Source organism: Ruegeria sp. HKCCA6707, from assembly GCF_013033515.1.
In the GTDB taxonomy this organism is placed as follows: domain Bacteria; phylum Pseudomonadota; class Alphaproteobacteria; order Rhodobacterales; family Rhodobacteraceae; genus Ruegeria.
Genome location: NZ_WQEG01000001.1, coordinates 1,066,324 through 1,081,314, shown reverse-complemented (window position 1 = coordinate 1,081,314; position 14,991 = coordinate 1,066,324). Strand labels below are relative to the sequence as shown.

The window sequence follows — 14,991 nt, the reverse complement described above, 5'->3', positions numbered from 1 at the left end:
GGGGCAAGCCAGCTTTCATCCGGTTGCGGCCATTTCGCCAACAATTATAGCTGCACGTGAGAACCCGGTTTGCCTTTCGGTGCAGCTTTATCCCTTCGGCGGTGCGCCGTGTGTGAAACGGAATATCGGTGCGCCACATGAAACCAGGATAACGCGGCAACAGCGACAGCATTTCAGAGGGGCCGTCCTTCGCAATCATTTGGCCACAGACCACGCACGGCTCATCTTTACTGCGCAGTCTGCGGCATCGTCGCTTTCTTTGCTTCTTTGGCTCAGAGGTCAAAGGCGCTTTCCTGCCGATCGCACCAGGCGCGCATACCCGCAATCATCGCCCTTTGTTCATTGGTGTCTGCCGCGAAAAAAGAAGGGCCTGCCATCGCCGCGCACCTGTCATTCCGATCGGGGTCATATTGGAAACCAACAACAGTAGCGCCGGTTTGAATGCTGTGCGCGAGAACAACAGCGCTGACATTGTGTTCCGCATCTGTTTCCATCGCATCATGCTGCGCCATGAAGTGTTCATTCATCGGCGGCGGCCTTTTTGCGGGATGCGTTCAGCCATTTGGTAAAGCGGGCTTCGGCCTTGCCCCCGACCTTGGCGTATCCGTTCAGATAGTTCCAAAGCCCCTGGCGTGAGAGGCCTTGCTCTTTCGCGGCGTCTGCATTGCTCAGCCCGCGCCGGGCCATTTCCTCGCGCACGTGATCAATCAAGGTTGGGTCAGGCATGTTTTCAGCTGTGCCCATCTTGATTGTGGCTTGTTCGATCAGCTTTTGCGCTTCGGTCAGCATCCTGACGCTTTCGCGCAGTTTCTGGGCGGTCAGTCCGTCCCAGGTTTCGGGGTTCGCAATCTGTTCCATTAAAGTCCCAATCACGGCAATTCTGATTTTCAGCGTCTCAATCGGAAACGCGGCGTCATCGGGATCGGTGCTGTGCTTTTTCATGTCGCATTGGCTACCACGTGAACCGTGTACCGTACAACATACAACATCACTTGCGTTGATCCCGCCTTGATACACAACATATAAACGTACATAGCGCGTACAAGGGGTTTTTACGCGAGGTCCTTGCAATCAATGTACAGTGTACACACAATATATGATATATGAACAGGGGCCCAACCAACCCCGCAAGCGAAAGGAACCGAATATGAAATTCCCAACTGAAATTGGCCTGATAAAACCGGGGGGCCTTGTAGACCCGAAGCACATGAAGGTGATGACCCGCTTTCCCGATCATGAGGGTGTGTGCCACCACGGGGCCCTGGCGATCTGCCTGAACCTGCCCGGCTCAAAATGGGTCATTGCCGAATGCGCGAATGGCTTCACCAACGCCCCATACCTGCATTCGTGGGTGAAACATAACGGGGCCGCATTGACCGGGGGCCGCCTGAATGCCGATGGCCTGATTGGCTATTACCCCGACGCGACGGGGCTCTATCAAATGCTTGAGCCATCCAACCCTGCGGCGCTATCCAAAGTGGAATGCAAGCGCCTGATGCGGGCAAGCTCGGGCAGCCTGATGAAAGCCGTGATAAAGCACATGCTGACAACGGGATCTATTGAACAGAACGGGGTGGCGGCCTGACCGCCGCCGCACAACAAACCGCGAAAGGAACAAAGCAATGATCTGCAAAGACTGTGGAACCGAAATTGGCTGGCTGAACAGCAACAATGGATACTGCAAAAACTGCCACATCAAGCAAATGGGCCTGCAAGCCCGTGGCGAAACCGCACAACACGCTGAAAAGCGCCGGATTGAACAGAAAGCCCATAACGATGCTGTTGATGCCGTGATGGTCACAACAGAAACCGCGCACAATTTGCCGGTATCGGAACGGCTGGGCATCGTGGCGGGCGAAACCGTTCTTGGCCTGAACGCCTTCAAAGACCTGGCTGCTGATCTGCGCGGCCTGGTCGGGGGTAACTCAGCAACAATACAGAAGGCGATGCGAGACGCACGCGAAGAGGCAATCCAAGAGCTGAAAGCCCAGGCCCACAAACTGAACGCGGACGCCGTGGTTGGTATCAACATCGATTACCATGACATCGGCAGCACCGCCAAAATGATGATGGTGGCTGCTACTGGCACCGCCGTGAAACTGGAAGGAACAGCGTAAGGGGCCGGCCAGACAACCCCCAACCAGCCAACCGAAAGGAACAACACATGACAATTCCGCTGGAATGGACCGCATACGCCACACAGGCCACGACCACAAAGTCCGTACTTTGTGTTCGTGAAGGCACGACCATCGCAGGGCAATCCCTGCACCTGCGCGTCCAAACAGGTGAACAAAGGGGGCATGAAACGTTCATTAAATTGCCCGTTGAAACGCTATTGGAAGCGGCTGCGCAAATCTTGGAAAAGGATGACTGCCCGATTGCTGCCGGAGCTGCCCGCAGCCTTTGTGACGTGGTGCGCCTGCGCAATGAGGCCCGTCTTGCCGATGCGGAAGCCTTTGTCAAAGCTAGTCGCGCCGCCAGGGATGCGTCCAAGTCTGAACGGGATGAGACAGGCCGATGACCGTTGGCGATAATATCGTTCAGCTGTTGGTCATTGGCCTGGTGCTCGCGCTGTATGTGCTGCCGTTCACGATGGCTATTGCCCGCCGCCGCAGCGTGATCATATGGGGATGCGTGACAATCTTCCTTTCCCCCTTCGCGGCAATCATCCTTTTGTTGATCCTGGGTGATGCGCCTGGAAGTTTCGCGAAAGGAACAAGGCGATAACGATGCGCAGATTTAAACTAGACTCCACCGCCGCCAATCTTGGTTTGCCCGGCAATATCTGTGCTGGCCTCGCCTGGCTTGGGTTCTGTTGGTCCTGATCATGGCCTTGTCACAGGGAAGCTCATAGACAGAGTTTCGCCGCCCGGGGCGTTCGGTTCCTTTCCGAGCGGGTGGCAGGGCGTGATCGGGGGTGGTTTCCCGAGACGCGCCCAGGCCCCGAATGCGTTGAAATGCGTGTTCGGGGCTTTTTCTTTTCGCGGTGCCCAACCAAATGACCCGCGAAGGCACCAAACACCCCGAAAACAGCTTGCTGAGGCCGCCGAATGGATGTGCGCAGGGGGGTTCGGGCAGGGGGGTAAACGTCGCTGTACGGGGCAAAAAATCGGGTACGCCCATTTTACGATCTATTTTTGGTCAAAGGTGCCTTTGTGCATTCAGATCCTCATGCCGCGTGCTTGCGATCCCGGCCTGACATGCGTTTGACGTTTGTTCCTGGTGGAAGGGTCCAGTTCTGGGCGGCCCGCTGTTGGGCCCAGCTCCGCAGACGGCGCCAATCAATCCCGGCAAGGGTGGCCACCTCAACCATTCCCAGCGAATGCAACAGCCACCATTGCGCAGCTTCCTGGGTGTGTGAGCGCTCAGCTGGGCGGATGTTGCCAAGATCGATACCACAGGCAAGCTTGATCTGGGTCAGCAAGACCGATGACCACAGGCGATGCTCAGGGGTTCCCATCATGACCAACCTGCCTTTCGGTTTGCGCGAGGCGTGAGGCCATACGGGTTTTTCATCCCTTCGCGCACCAGGGCGTCAGATCCGTGCTTGCGGCCATACTCTGCCAATGGCGCCCCCGAGTTCACAGGGCGGGCACGGGCGGCCTGGTTCGCATATTCGGTGATCGCAGCTGCCAGCTCAGCGCGTTCTGTGCCCCTGAGGGTACGCAACCGGCGCTTGGCGGCCATCCATTCGGCATGTGTGGTGATTTCGGGCATGGACAGGGCCTTTCGCGTTACGTGGTGTGCAGTATTCGTCGGAAAACGGGCGTTTTGGGGGGTAGTTAACAAAGCAACAAACTGGCTGTAACTGTGCTGAAAACATTGAAATATTGCCTGGGTAGTGAGGGTTTATCGCTTGTTTTTCTGGCGTTACGATAACCAAAAGTTTTCAAAAGTTGGTCAGATAATAGGAAAACTGATGAAATTTGACCCATTTCCGAGCCAGCGCCACTGCTCCAGCGTCCGCGGCGACATGTGCCTCCGCTCCGCCAACTGATCTTGTGTCAACTTGGTCATATCAACCTCAATTGCTCACTGCGGCACGAGGAAGTTCGGTCCGATTCTGTTGAATAAAGTGAGGATTCGGATCTCAGAAATCTGTGGCCACCGCCAATAAAGGCGTGACACATGCCAGGGCTAAATCATTGATATTATGAGATTTTAATCAGAAAGATGTGACCCATCCGCAAAATGCGTGACCTTGCCATCCAAATCGCTGGGAATCAGCGGCTGCAAATGACCTGAAAGCTGACGTTAATCAAAAATGCTTGGAAGACGGCTTCGAGCCCAAACCCATCAAGTTGCTGCGAAGCTGCGAAAGTCAGGTATCCGATGTTGGACCCGGTTATGAGAGATGGCTTTGGTGAAGATGTGCTGCCGTACCTGCAATCGACTTCGGCGGCTCACCAAGTGTTTGCGCAGCATCGGATTTAGGCGGCCCGCAGCTACTGGAGCCGCCCTGATTGTTAGACTCAAGCCGGGTGGTATAGCCGACGCGTAAACACACCGCTTTGCTTGCTGTCACGAAGAAGCTTCGCGCCAGCCAACACTGCCAGGTCAGCAATGGGTTCAACCAGAACCACCAACAGGTAAGCTGCGCCGAAGCTTCCAACGGCGGCCATGTTCTCGGCTCCGAAGCCTTGGCCATAAAACGCCCAGAATGCCACCCAAGCAATCACACCACCTTGGTAAGCAAGTGAAAGCTTGAATACTTCGCCGTAGCTACAATCGACGTAGGCTTTTTGCTCAGGGATGATGCGTTTTGCCAAGGCGTCGATGAGGAACAGCGGGAACAACAGCGTTGTCACGTTCACGAAGTACATGGGCATGTCGCTCGGCGCAAACAAAGCACCTTGGACAAAAAGCCCACCCGCAAGACCAATTGCTGCGGGTCCCGCACCAAGCAGCAGCAGTATCGTGGTTCCCAATATGAAGTGCACCTCAGAGATGCCAACCGCAAAGTGCGGGAACACCTCGAAGAACAAAAACACCGTAGCCACAGCCAGCACACTGCGTACCCCGAATGAAATCACCGAGTGCGACTTCAAATCGTCGGCCACCAGCTTGAGGGAATAACCAGCGGCGGCGGCGGCCGTTCCGTAGGCAAACACCATTTTCGCGCCGTCTACGACGCCCGGTTCAATATGCATATTCAGTCTCCTTGCCGTCCTTCCTGACGACATTTGATGCCGAGAAACTCGGCGGTTGCTCTAGCGGCAGGTCTCCTGGCTTGCGACTCAACGCGCTCCCGAGCCTTCCCAACACAGTGTGTCAGTGGTGCAATTCCGGGTTTGCTCACCGCTTACAGTTGCAGGGGCAGCCGAGGATTCTCACCTCGTTCCCTTTTCAGTCGGAACGAACCATCCCGACCACCGCATCGCATCCTATTCACGCGCTTTCCCGACGAGTCAATCAAAACGCTGACGCCTGACAAAACAATATCCTTGCTCTGGCTCAATTTGGCGTCAGGAGTTTCATTCCGTTAGGCACTAACCTGTTGATGGAGCTTGCTATCACGCCGCTCCGCCAGAGCTTGGCGCACGATTTGTACAGATGATGACAAAAACAAACCCGCCATGATCGTCGCTACGATTAGGTCAGGCCATCCTGTGGCTGTGCCCCAAACGCCGAGAGCGGCAAACATCACTGCCACGTTCCCGATGGCATCATTGCGGGAACAAAGCCAGACGGAGCGGACATTCGCGTCTCCATCTTTGTACCTGACGAGCAGAAGAACACTGGCAAGGTTTGTAAGCAGTGCAAGGAACCCCACCATTCCCATGATTTCAGCCTCAGGAACGCCGACGTAGAACACCCGATATACGGTCGACCCGAATACCCATGAACCCATCAGAAAAAGGCTGAGGCCTTTGGCTAGGGCAGCATTTGTTCGCGCTCGGATTGAAGCGCCTATTACAGCCAGAGAAATGCCATAGGTGAGGGCATCCCCCAAGAAGTCGAGTGCGTCGGCCTGTAGTGCCTGAGACTTCGCATAATGCCCGGCGGTCATCTCGACCACAAACATCGTGGCATTGAGTGCAATGACGATCCACAATCGCCTTTTGTAATCATCTGAAACGCCGTCAAACTTCGCGTCGTGTCCGCAACATCCTGACATAAGGAAACCTCTTTGAATCTGTCTTTAGCATAGTGTAGTTTCTCTAGTGGCTAGAGGTTCAAGAGGTAATTTGATGTTTTCGATTGGTGACCTGTCCAAGCGCACAGCGGTCAAGATTCCGACCATCCGCTATTACGAAGAGATGGGCCTGCTTTCCGCACCAGAACGCACTGAAGGCAACCAACGGCGCTATGATGCGGCTGGGTTGGAACGCCTTAGCTTCATCAAGCATGCGCGTGACCTTGGCTTCTCGATTGAGGCGATTTCGGAACTGATCGAGCTTCAATGCCACCCAGATCGTTCATGCCAAGCCGCGACGGATATCGCCATCTCACAGCTTTCCGAAGTCAGGGCCAAGATCAAACGGCTAAGGTCACTTGAAAAAGAGCTGGTTCGGATTTCCAAGGGTTGTGACGGCGATGGCGTGTCGGAAGACTGCTATGTTCTGGCTTCTCTAGCGGATCACAAGCTTTGCAATCACGAGCATTAACCCGAAATCAGACTTTGGCGTTGACGTAGCGAATTGGAGCTTTGCCCGCCCCGCAGACCTTGATGAGTCATGCGGCGAAGGTCCTGAGCGAGCCCAGAGTGCTTAAATGCTGCGTTCACTCCAACGTCCGGTTTTCCAGCGTGTGAATTTTTGGTGTAGTCCAATGGCAAAATAAACAGTTTGCAGCTGACTTCGCATGAACGAACTGCGTTGACGCTTAAGCATCTCACCGTCAGTCTGCACTTGTTTTTAAATTACGGTGGTGATGTGGAATTAATCGAAATTCTTGCTTTGATCGCTGGCCTTGTCGGCGAACCTCAAATTCCGGATCGTTTTGCGGCATACACGAACGGCGGCAATAACTCAGACTACCCAGTCACGGTCGCAAAATGCCCGACGCCGCTGGGGCGGAATGAAATCGAGGGCGAGACAATCGTCTGCGGCACAGTGAATGTGCCTGAACGCCATGACGCTCCAAGCGGTCAGAGGATCGACCTGTTTTTTACAGTGATGCGGGCGCAGTCGACCTATCCTGAACCCGATCCCGTGCTACATCTGCACGGCGGGCCCGGAGGCGGCATCGTATCCCGCATCGAGATGTTCGCCGAGATTTTCGAGCCGATACGGCAAACTCGCGATGTCGTCATGTTCGACCAGCGCGCTTCGGTTCTGTCAGCGACATCGACAACCTGCAGGGGCGCGCTAGACCGGTCCTTGGGTGACGTCATTGCGGGTACGTTCTCGTTCACTGAGACATCACCAGAAGGCGACCGAACGACGCCAGCGGCGCTGTTACGCGATTGCGTTGCGGAAATGGAGGCAGCAGGGACCGACCTTGCAGCTTACAATACCGAAGAGAATGCCAACGATACCGCCGCACTGATGGAAGCGCTGGGTTATGACAGCTACAACATCCATGGCATTTCCTATGGCACACGCTTGGCTTTGGAAATCCTGCGGTCCCATCCAGAAAACGTCCGCTCTGCCGTTATCGACGGTGTGGCCCCTCTGCAGGTTCCGCTTTATGATACGCTGGCGGTTCCCGGTTCGGAGGTCATCGAGATAACGCTGGCGGAGTGCGCCGCGGACGCAGCGTGCAATGCCGCCTTCCCGGATTTTCGGGACGTGTTGCGCGACACGCTGGACCGCGCCACGGCGGGCGAGCTTTTGAGCAATTCGGGCGACCCGCTGCCGGTCATTGCCGTTTTGACACCATTTCTTGCGCGCAACGGGACTTACGCGGACCCAAGCGCCGCGACTGCCCTCATCCCTGCGTTTGTCTATGAGATTGCGCGGATGGCGGATGGCGAACCCACGCCTATCGTCGACAAAATCATCGCAACCGATGGATACCCCCGCCGAACGTCGCCCTTGGAAGGCGTGCGCGAAGGACTATTGGATGTCGAAATCGCGGCACTGGATGAAGCGCAGAGCAGCGCCGAGGTCGCCGTGCAATCGGATGACGCTCTCGACGGCGCGATTGACGCCCTACGCGAACGACTGCTTGAAACCGAAGTGCCCTTGGCACGCGTTTTTGATGATGAAATGGTCCGTGGCGCCGGAGATATATTGGAAAACGATGATCGTCGCCGCGCCGCCCTTCTCGGGTATGCGCAACTTCGTGAAGGTGAACCCGATCCGGAGGCTTTGCGGAACTACGTGCGGGATACTTTCCCTGAAGAAAGCCAGCGCCGTCTTCTGGCCTTAATAGATGCGATGTCGGATGCCGAAGTCGATGCCATTTTTGCCAACGTCCAGCGCGGCGTCAGCCGGACTTTGAAGGAAACTGCGGGAAACCTGCACACCTGGATTTACGCCTGTCAGGAGAGCATCCCATTCAATAGCCTTGAGGGGTTCCGCGAGACATCGGCCGCGCTGCCATGGCCCGAAGTCGGGCTGATTTACGAGCCGGTTGCAACGGAATTTTTTGCTGCGTGTAGCGCGTTCACTCCGGTAGAGCGGCCCGGATTTCACGATCCGGTTGTTTCGGATATTCCGGTACTGTCTATCGGCGGGACATGGGACATGCAGACTGCTCCAAGTTGGCCTGCCCTTGCTGCAAAAACGTTGCCCAACGCGCAAACCTTTCTAATCCCCGAAGCAGGCCATGGCGCGATAGCCTATCAAGACTGCGTCGTCGACATGACACAAGCGTTCCTGACAAACCCCATGCGGACTTTGCCGGACACCTGCATTGAGCAAACGCGGCCAAGTTTTCACATTCCCTGAGGGCAAACAGCACACCGATTAGGTCGCCTGACCTTTTTGGAACAAGACGGGCAAATCGACAAAGCGGTCATTGGGAATGATTTTTTTACGGCGGCTTCGTCCGCAAAGCGGATGCTCGGCAGGTCGGATTGAACGACAGCTTCGAGCCCAAAGCAGACCTCAATCTCACTCACGGCATTCTAAGGTAAACAGTTTCTGGACATTTTCTTTATGTGCGTACTCTCATGGTGCCAACGTAAGAAGCTAACAGTTTGGCAATCATAATTGCTCGGCCTTTTTTGTGCCGCTGCTAGGCAGAAATGAGGATATTGCAGAAACTGATCGCTTACTGTGTATTAGTATTTTCAGAATTGGGCAGCCTATATGAGTTTCACCAAAACAAAGGACCGCATATTTCTCGCCTATGAAACGTTTTCCGGCTGGCTTGCCCGACGTTCCAGACCTGTCAGAAAGCTCTTCTATGCCGTTGTCGGTTGGGTTCTTAGATTGATCTACGTGCTTCCGGGAAATCATGTCCGATATACCGCAATCGCACTATCGGCGCATGTGGACCACCCCTCACCTAGGCGATTGTTTAAGGAATACGTGCGGAAGCTTTTGCTGGGTTTTGATCGTGCAGAAAGGATACGGCATGGCTTCGGTGAAGAAATCGACGAAACTTTAATTGTCGAGGATCGTGAAAGATTTGAACGGCTCTTTGAGAATGGGAGTTTTATCCTCGTCTTACCTCACGCCCACGGCGCGATACCGATGGCCCGATGCCTATCGAACTCGTACCCCATATTATCGATTGTTCGGGTGTCAAAAGACAAAAACCGTGCCGAAGCTCAACATAGACTTTATCATAGCGTTGGATGCGAGTTTGTAGATGTGCGGGAAACGGATCCAACTTCCGTTGCAAGGATCATTTTGAGAACATTAAAACGAGGTGGGATCGTGGTCGCGATGGTTGATCGCATTGATGAGCCGCCCACGCAAGTCTTGAGCCCAGCACGTGATCTCGCCGCTGTGTCGGCGTTCGGTGAGATCGTTGGTGTTCAAACCTGGCCAGCAAGATATGCCCACAAGGCAGGGGTCCCGATACTACCTGCGACTGTAGTACAGACCGAAACGGAATTGCATTTGGTTTTGGGCCAAAGTGTTATGGCTGGAGGGGATCTAGTATCCACAACTCAAAACTGGGTTAGTGAACTTGAACATCTCCTGCGACTATATCCTCAGGAGTGGATATTCTGGCTAGACAAACACTGGTCGCGTGTTTTGCGCCGCAATCCACCTGTATCCAGAAAGCTATAGGTTTTATGATGCCTATGAATAAACGATCGAGTACGCGCATGCAAAGTTAAGAGATAGGAAAAAACATGTCATAAGTTAGGAGATTGACTCTGACCAAAGGCTGCGATGACTGCGTCGCGGTCGTGGCTGAATTCTAACGCAGTGTCCGCAATCGAGCGAAGATGTTATTCACGGCGGAAAGATCGGCTTCACATTACAAAGTACAGCTCAGCGGCACTTACAGGACATCTAAGAAAATTGGTAAGATGGCCGAATTGAACTCAAAGTAGAGGCTAAAACCCAAATATCTGCTACTTCAAAATTTAGTTTACTAACGTCGCTGCTATCATAATGCTGGAATGAAAAACGGCGGTATCTACTGGCATAAAGCTCATTGCTCCAGTCACAAAACTGTCATATGCATGACGAAATCGCAAATCGATGAGATGAGTGATGCTGGAACTTATTGATAAGCCTGTGATAGCCAAAGGCAATCGTCAGCATGTCTATGCGCACCCCTACGACTCAACTCTTCTGGTCAAAGTGCCGCAGCCGGGCACATTTGACGCTCGAGGCCATCTCCCAAACACAGGTTGGATCGAACGAAAAATTCGTCGAGCGACCATGTACAGTGGCTTCCTGAGAGAGTTCCGCGAGTACCTTGAACTGAAAGCTCGGCTACAAGAACCTGGAGCACTTTTACCGATCTGCGAAGTGCATGGTACGACGCCAACTGATCTGGGTTTAGGGCTGGTTTATGGTCGTATTTCTGATTCCGACGGCAATTTACCACCAACACTTCATGAAATGATCCAATCAGGCCGTCTGGAACCTCTGCACTTGAAATTGCTGAATGAGTTTTTCGATACGTTGATCAAAAACCATGTCGTGCTTAGTAACAAGAACCTAAGCAATATAGTGTTCCAAAAGCAAAAAGATGGCTTTGGTAGATTTGTTTGGATAGACAGTTTTGGCTGCAAACAGCTTGTACCTCTGCGCAAATGGTCGAAATGGTTGAACACCCGCGGATTGAACAAAGTGCGGAAGCAAGTAGTCGGTCATGCGGAACGAGCTTTGACAAAAAGGCCATAAAGAAGGTGGATCGGCGGACTCATAATGACTTCGGCTTGCATCCGCTCACGACGCCTAGGATGTCTTCAATATTTGTGACCTGCTCCCCTTGGAGCCCGCGTTGCTTAGTTAGCACTGTTCAGTGTTTGGTCCTCTCTTGACCGTTGGTGATACTCCCTCGGTGTGAGCCCGTCGAGGCTCAAGTGTGGGCGGTGGTGATTGTAGTCGGCGCGCCATGCCGCAATTGTGCGGCAGGCATGGCGCAATGACAGGAACAGGTGTTCGTTGAGGCATTCCTCGCGCATCCGTCTGTTGAAGTTCTCGACCAGACCGTTTTGCATGGGTTTGCCTTGTGCGATGTAGTGCCAATCGACTTTGCGCTCCTCTTGCCACTTGAGCATCGCGTTACTGGTCAGTTCGGTCCCGTTGTCGCTGACGACGAGGCAGGGGTATGGGCCTTTCAACATATCTCGTGCGTCATTCAGCAAGGGCAGGGCCTTTCGCTGTTGCGCTGTCATCCGTTTGGTCATGTGTCTTTGCTTTCGTCCATAGTGTGTACCGTGTACATATAAAGGCGCGAAATGAAAACCACAAGGAACGCCACAGGATGACGCAGACTTTTACGGATAAACGCGGATTTTTGCGGACAGTGGGCATCCCCGGTCAGCTCGGATGAGAGGAAACTGCCCAGACCGAAAAAATGTGTGATTTCAGTGTGTTGGGGGAATGGTGGGCGACCCTGGAATCGAACCAGGCGTGCGTCTCCGCGAGGGAGTTACAGTCCCCTGCCACACCTTGCGGCCTGTCGCCCACTGTCAGGCGTTGCACCTGACGTGGACGCGTGATTACAAGCGTGTCTAAGGAGCGTCAACAGGAAAATACGACCTTGGCGCAGAAACGTATTCCACGGCCCGGAGGCCCATGAAATGAAGAAACCCAAGTGGGTTGTCGCAAAGGAACAGGCGCGCAAGGCTGCCGCCTCGGAAACGGTTTGGCTGTTTGGCCTTCATGCGGTCCGTGACGCGCTGATGAACCCAAAACGACACAAAATCCGACTGATCGTGACCCGCAACGCCAAAGACAAGTTGGACGAAGCCATTGCGACAGCCGGGATCGAGGCGGAAATCGTTGATCCGCGGAAGTTCAACGCGCCAATTGATCCAAGCTCTGTGCACCAGGGTGCTGCGCTTGAAGTCAAACCACTGGAATGGGGAGGTCTGGCGGAAAACTGCATTGGTCAGGAAAGTCCGCGTGTGTTGATGCTGGACCGCGTCACCGACCCGCATAACGTGGGTGCAATTCTGCGTTCAGCCGAAGTGTTGGGCGCCAGTGCTGTGATTGGCACACGCCACAACTCGGCCCCAGAAACCGGCGCTTTGGCAAAGACCGCCAGCGGTGCGTTGGAGCGGCAACCCTATCTCCGCGTTCGAAATCTTGCGGACGCCATTGTCGAGTTACAAAACATGGGCTTTGTGGTTCTTGGACTCGATGGCGAGGCGGAGGAGACAATTGAAACCGCCCTGCAAGGCCGGTTGGACAGACCGGTTGCACTGGTTCTGGGGGCCGAGGGGCCAGGGCTGCGGCAGAAAACCAAAGAAACGGTGGATCAATTGGTGAAAATTGATGCTGCAGGTGGGTTTGGATCGCTCAACGTCTCAAATGCTGCCGCAATTGCCCTATATGCATCACAACAAAGATGACAGGAGGCTAACATTTCAATTCCATCCAAAATTGCCACCTGCTGCTATTGCGGGACGCGCGCCGCATTGGTGCTGAAGGGCAAAGAGCAGCATGAACTCAGCTGTTCCAGTTGTGGCGCGCCCTTGCACAATCTCAAGATGGTGCCGAAAGAAAAGCTGAAGAAAAAACCCGAGAAGTTACAGAAATACGGTGGAAATCCGAACGTGAAGCGCAAGAAAAAGAAGAAAAGCATGTTTTCACGGTTCATCGATGAGGCCTGGGATATCGTCGAGGACGTGTTTGACTGACAGCCGGAAACATTGGTTCACATCCCTGTCAACAGGGTTTCTAATGGTGATATAAACATGCATGTTTGGGCCCTCAAACCGAAACACTGCTGAATCGCCCATGTTGACACGACGTTCATTTCTGACCGGCCTCTCTTGTTCTGTCTTCGTGACAGCTGCGCAAGCACGCACTGCGCCGTTGTATTTCTCTGCAGATGGTGCAGCCCTGACCGGGTATGACGCCGTGTCCTATTTCCAATTGGGCAGGCCGCAAATCGGCCGTGAGGACATTTCACTGAGGTGGAAAGAGGCAACCTGGCGTTTTGCATCGGTTGAAAACCGCGACCGTTTCGAGCGTAACCCACGCGCGTTTGCCCCGGCATTTGGCGGTTACTGCGCCTATGCCATGGTCACCGGTCAGCTAAGCGCCACAGACCCTCTGGCATGGCAGATCGTTGAAGGAAGCCTGTATCTGACAAGCAGCCTTGAGATTGAAAAAGTCTGGCGGCAGAACACGAAGGTGAACATTATCAGAGCAGAGCGCTACTGGCCCAAGGTGCTCTACGGATAACCATCCGATTCCACGTTTTTGTGAGCTGTCATCACAAAAAAGCGCGCCGCCTCTTTTTTTTCGAAAATCCATGCCTAAATGTCACAGTGACCGCGGAACGGAACTGCCGCGGGTCATTTCACTGTCCCTCGTTCCAACAACTGGCGCTCAGGTAAGACCTGGGCGCTTTTTTCTTTTGCAGACTATGACTAGGGTGTGGGCATGGCAGACTACACCGACACGTACCTGAAAAGCATCCTGCAGCGGACCAAGACAGTTGCCGTCGTCGGCGTATCAATGAACCCGGTGCGGCCCAGCTATTACGTCGCGCGGTATTTGTCGCTGAAAGGCTATACGGTGATACCGGTCAATCCGGGCCATGCTGGCAAGGATCTGTTTGGCCAGACAGTGCGGGGCGCATTGGACGAGATTTCTGAGCCGGTAGACATGGTCGACATCTTCCGCAGGTCAGAAGCCGTGCCACCGATTGTCGATGCAGCGTTAGCGGCCTTTCCGGATCTGGCCACGATCTGGATGCAGATCGGTGTGGAACATGCCCAAGCTGCGGCCAAAGCCGAAGCCCAAGGTGTGGACGTCGTGATGAACCGCTGTCCCAAGATCGAATATCAACGCTTGTTCGGAGAACTGCGTATGGGTGGTTTTTCAACCGGAATCATTTCGTCCAAGCTTTAGTTGCCTTTGGTCGATAACCTTGCAGCCTGGTCTTGCTGCCGCTTTTCCAGAACGATCTCGCGCGGCACCCAGTCATAGCGCGTGTCGTCTTGCAAAGGGGCCCAAAACAATACGCCGCCATAGCGCCAGGGGTCCAGAACCACACCGTCTTGCATCGGCGCGCCGCGTCGGCTGATGATAGCGGTGCTGTGGTCGATCCTGAACCGGTTATCTGCGTTGGCGATGGCACGGTGCAGGTCCAGAGTTTGGAAGTTTTCCTGTGCCAGTCGACGTTCAATATCTTCAGCCCAGTGCCAGCACAGTCCGCGCGGACGCAGGCCCGCGTTGACCTTGGCGTTGTGGATCAAGGGCGGGTCTGTGATCTGATAGTCCTGCACCAGTTGCGCAGTATAGGAATAGGTAACCTGAGCGGCGCGTTGTGCCTCTTCCGGGTCGATATCGGGGCCGAGGCTTTGGATTTGGGTTGCAAGGCGCTGAACCTCATCGCCTGTCTGCGGTGGTGCCGAGGCGCAGGCGGCCAAAACGCCCAACGCAGCTGCAAACAGCAATGCTCTGATCATGCAGGTGTCCCAAATCCGAAGTCCAATAGCTTTGAAGT

The 14,991-nt window shown here is 54.3% G+C and carries 19 protein-coding genes, 1 tRNA gene, 1 pseudogene and 1 riboswitch; of the genes and pseudogenes, 12 read left to right on the top strand and 9 right to left on the bottom strand.

All coding sequences use genetic code 11. The annotated features are described in order from the left end of the window. Window positions 1-272: 272 nt before the first annotated feature. On the bottom strand, window positions 273-527 hold the full coding sequence (locus tag GOW40_RS05305; protein WP_171133878.1) for a hypothetical protein: 255 nt from the start codon (window positions 525-527) through the stop codon (window positions 273-275). Further along, window positions 520-942: a hypothetical protein gene (locus GOW40_RS05300; protein WP_171133877.1), complete on the bottom strand. Its 423-nt coding sequence runs from the start codon at window positions 940-942 to the stop codon at window positions 520-522. The genes GOW40_RS05305 and GOW40_RS05300 overlap by 8 nt, the downstream gene beginning before the upstream one ends. Window positions 943-1,147: 205 nt before the next feature. On the opposite strand from GOW40_RS05300, the gene GOW40_RS05295 reads away from it, so the two are divergent. From GOW40_RS05295 to GOW40_RS05280, 4 genes are read left to right on the top strand one after another with little or no spacing between them, the layout of a single operon-like run. Beyond that, a complete protein-coding gene (locus tag GOW40_RS05295) occupies window positions 1,148-1,585 on the top strand; it encodes a hypothetical protein (protein ID WP_171230893.1) in 438 nt (145 codons plus the stop codon). Between the two features lie 37 nt (window positions 1,586-1,622). Continuing rightward, window positions 1,623-2,117 (top strand): YbjQ family protein, encoded by a 495-nt coding sequence (locus GOW40_RS05290; protein WP_171230892.1) that lies wholly within the window; start codon window positions 1,623-1,625, stop codon window positions 2,115-2,117. Window positions 2,118-2,164: 47 nt separating this feature from the next. After that, entirely contained in the window at window positions 2,165-2,521 is a 357-nt protein-coding gene (locus GOW40_RS05285) for a hypothetical protein (RefSeq protein ID WP_171230891.1), read from the top strand. Next, the gene (locus tag GOW40_RS05280) at window positions 2,518-2,727 is read left to right on the top strand and encodes a hypothetical protein (protein ID WP_171230890.1); all 210 of its coding nucleotides are present in this window, start codon (window positions 2,518-2,520) and stop codon (window positions 2,725-2,727) included. Before GOW40_RS05285 ends, GOW40_RS05280 begins: the two co-directional genes overlap by 4 nt. Window positions 2,728-3,169: 442 nt before the next feature. Here GOW40_RS05280 and GOW40_RS05275 read toward each other — a convergent pair whose 3' ends face one another. From GOW40_RS05275 to GOW40_RS05260, 4 genes are all read right to left on the bottom strand, one after another. Further along, window positions 3,170-3,463: a hypothetical protein gene (locus tag GOW40_RS05275; RefSeq protein WP_217352231.1), complete on the bottom strand. Its 294-nt coding sequence runs from the start codon at window positions 3,461-3,463 to the stop codon at window positions 3,170-3,172. Next, window positions 3,460-3,717 (bottom strand): hypothetical protein, encoded by a 258-nt coding sequence (locus GOW40_RS05270; RefSeq protein WP_171230888.1) that lies wholly within the window; start codon window positions 3,715-3,717, stop codon window positions 3,460-3,462. Before GOW40_RS05270 ends, GOW40_RS05275 begins: the two co-directional genes overlap by 4 nt. A gap of 755 nt (window positions 3,718-4,472) precedes the next feature. Next, window positions 4,473-5,150 carry an energy-coupling factor ABC transporter permease gene (locus tag GOW40_RS05265; RefSeq protein WP_171127985.1) on the bottom strand — a complete coding sequence of 226 codons (678 nt, stop codon included), beginning with the start codon at window positions 5,148-5,150 and terminating at the stop codon, window positions 4,473-4,475. 47 nt (window positions 5,151-5,197) lie between these two features. Beyond that, window positions 5,198-5,392, bottom strand: a riboswitch (cobalamin riboswitch). A 90-nt stretch (window positions 5,393-5,482) separates the two neighbouring features. Further along, complete coding sequence (locus GOW40_RS05260; RefSeq protein WP_171098184.1) at window positions 5,483-6,118, bottom strand: cation transporter; 636 nt, start codon at window positions 6,116-6,118, stop codon at window positions 5,483-5,485. A 73-nt stretch (window positions 6,119-6,191) separates the two neighbouring features. On the opposite strand from GOW40_RS05260, the gene GOW40_RS05255 reads away from it, so the two are divergent. The 4 genes from GOW40_RS05255 to GOW40_RS05240 all read left to right on the top strand — a co-directional run bounded on the left by GOW40_RS05255 (window position 6,192) and on the right by GOW40_RS05240 (window position 11,204). Further along, window positions 6,192-6,608 carry a helix-turn-helix domain-containing protein gene (locus GOW40_RS05255; RefSeq protein WP_171098186.1) on the top strand — a complete coding sequence of 139 codons (417 nt, stop codon included), beginning with the start codon at window positions 6,192-6,194 and terminating at the stop codon, window positions 6,606-6,608. A gap of 267 nt (window positions 6,609-6,875) precedes the next feature. Continuing rightward, the gene (locus GOW40_RS05250; protein ID WP_171127988.1) at window positions 6,876-8,837 is read left to right on the top strand and encodes an alpha/beta fold hydrolase; all 1,962 of its coding nucleotides are present in this window, start codon (window positions 6,876-6,878) and stop codon (window positions 8,835-8,837) included. Between the two features lie 363 nt (window positions 8,838-9,200). Next, window positions 9,201-10,133: a hypothetical protein gene (locus tag GOW40_RS05245; RefSeq protein WP_171127990.1), complete on the top strand. Its 933-nt coding sequence runs from the start codon at window positions 9,201-9,203 to the stop codon at window positions 10,131-10,133. Window positions 10,134-10,565: 432 nt separating this feature from the next. Continuing rightward, a complete protein-coding gene (locus tag GOW40_RS05240) occupies window positions 10,566-11,204 on the top strand; it encodes a YrbL family protein (protein ID WP_171127995.1) in 639 nt (212 codons plus the stop codon). A gap of 104 nt (window positions 11,205-11,308) precedes the next feature. Here the strand turns inward: GOW40_RS05240 and GOW40_RS05235 are convergent. After that, window positions 11,309-11,635: pseudogene (locus GOW40_RS05235) on the bottom strand (integrase core domain-containing protein); the annotation flags it as partial. A gap of 275 nt (window positions 11,636-11,910) precedes the next feature. Continuing rightward, a tRNA-Tyr gene (locus tag GOW40_RS05230) sits at window positions 11,911-11,994 on the bottom strand. A 115-nt stretch (window positions 11,995-12,109) separates the two neighbouring features. Here GOW40_RS05230 and rlmB point away from each other — a divergent pair. From rlmB to GOW40_RS05210, 4 genes are all read left to right on the top strand, one after another. Then, window positions 12,110-12,883: a 23S rRNA (guanosine(2251)-2'-O)-methyltransferase RlmB gene (gene rlmB, locus GOW40_RS05225; RefSeq protein WP_171127997.1), complete on the top strand. Its 774-nt coding sequence runs from the start codon at window positions 12,110-12,112 to the stop codon at window positions 12,881-12,883. Window positions 12,884-12,895: 12 nt separating this feature from the next. Then, a complete protein-coding gene (locus GOW40_RS05220) occupies window positions 12,896-13,171 on the top strand; it encodes a hypothetical protein (RefSeq protein WP_371731816.1) in 276 nt (91 codons plus the stop codon). A gap of 100 nt (window positions 13,172-13,271) precedes the next feature. Beyond that, the gene (locus GOW40_RS05215; RefSeq protein WP_171127999.1) at window positions 13,272-13,721 is read left to right on the top strand and encodes a YHS domain-containing (seleno)protein; all 450 of its coding nucleotides are present in this window, start codon (window positions 13,272-13,274) and stop codon (window positions 13,719-13,721) included. A 201-nt stretch (window positions 13,722-13,922) separates the two neighbouring features. Beyond that, the gene (locus GOW40_RS05210; RefSeq protein WP_171128001.1) at window positions 13,923-14,393 is read left to right on the top strand and encodes a CoA-binding protein; all 471 of its coding nucleotides are present in this window, start codon (window positions 13,923-13,925) and stop codon (window positions 14,391-14,393) included. Here the strand turns inward: GOW40_RS05210 and GOW40_RS05205 are convergent. Further along, window positions 14,390-14,953: a hypothetical protein gene (locus GOW40_RS05205; protein WP_171128003.1), complete on the bottom strand. Its 564-nt coding sequence runs from the start codon at window positions 14,951-14,953 to the stop codon at window positions 14,390-14,392. The genes GOW40_RS05210 and GOW40_RS05205 overlap by 4 nt on opposite strands. Window positions 14,954-14,991 lie beyond the last annotated feature (38 nt).

What these genes read in the sequence shown, in the direction of transcription:
- GOW40_RS05305 (WP_171133878.1), bottom strand. Translation starts at nt 527, where the DNA reads ATGAATGAACACTTCATGGCGCAGCATGATGCGATGGAAACAGATGCG.
- GOW40_RS05300 (WP_171133877.1), bottom strand. Translation starts at nt 942, where the DNA reads ATGAAAAAGCACAGCACCGATCCCGATGACGCCGCGTTTCCGATTGAG.
- GOW40_RS05295 (WP_171230893.1), top strand. Translation starts at nt 1,148, where the DNA reads ATGAAATTCCCAACTGAAATTGGCCTGATAAAACCGGGGGGCCTTGTA.
- GOW40_RS05290 (WP_171230892.1), top strand. Translation starts at nt 1,623, where the DNA reads ATGATCTGCAAAGACTGTGGAACCGAAATTGGCTGGCTGAACAGCAAC.
- GOW40_RS05285 (WP_171230891.1), top strand. Translation starts at nt 2,165, where the DNA reads ATGACAATTCCGCTGGAATGGACCGCATACGCCACACAGGCCACGACC.
- GOW40_RS05280 (WP_171230890.1), top strand. Translation starts at nt 2,518, where the DNA reads ATGACCGTTGGCGATAATATCGTTCAGCTGTTGGTCATTGGCCTGGTG.
- GOW40_RS05275 (WP_217352231.1), bottom strand. Translation starts at nt 3,463, where the DNA reads ATGATGGGAACCCCTGAGCATCGCCTGTGGTCATCGGTCTTGCTGACC.
- GOW40_RS05270 (WP_171230888.1), bottom strand. Translation starts at nt 3,717, where the DNA reads ATGCCCGAAATCACCACACATGCCGAATGGATGGCCGCCAAGCGCCGG.
- GOW40_RS05265 (WP_171127985.1), bottom strand. Translation starts at nt 5,150, where the DNA reads ATGCATATTGAACCGGGCGTCGTAGACGGCGCGAAAATGGTGTTTGCC.
- GOW40_RS05260 (WP_171098184.1), bottom strand. Translation starts at nt 6,118, where the DNA reads ATGTCAGGATGTTGCGGACACGACGCGAAGTTTGACGGCGTTTCAGAT.
- GOW40_RS05255 (WP_171098186.1), top strand. Translation starts at nt 6,192, where the DNA reads ATGTTTTCGATTGGTGACCTGTCCAAGCGCACAGCGGTCAAGATTCCG.
- GOW40_RS05245 (WP_171127990.1), top strand. Translation starts at nt 9,201, where the DNA reads ATGAGTTTCACCAAAACAAAGGACCGCATATTTCTCGCCTATGAAACG.
- GOW40_RS05240 (WP_171127995.1), top strand. Translation starts at nt 10,566, where the DNA reads ATGCTGGAACTTATTGATAAGCCTGTGATAGCCAAAGGCAATCGTCAG.
- rlmB (WP_171127997.1), top strand. Translation starts at nt 12,110, where the DNA reads ATGAAGAAACCCAAGTGGGTTGTCGCAAAGGAACAGGCGCGCAAGGCT.
- GOW40_RS05215 (WP_171127999.1), top strand. Translation starts at nt 13,272, where the DNA reads ATGTTGACACGACGTTCATTTCTGACCGGCCTCTCTTGTTCTGTCTTC.
- GOW40_RS05210 (WP_171128001.1), top strand. Translation starts at nt 13,923, where the DNA reads ATGGCAGACTACACCGACACGTACCTGAAAAGCATCCTGCAGCGGACC.
- GOW40_RS05205 (WP_171128003.1), bottom strand. Translation starts at nt 14,953, where the DNA reads ATGATCAGAGCATTGCTGTTTGCAGCTGCGTTGGGCGTTTTGGCCGCC.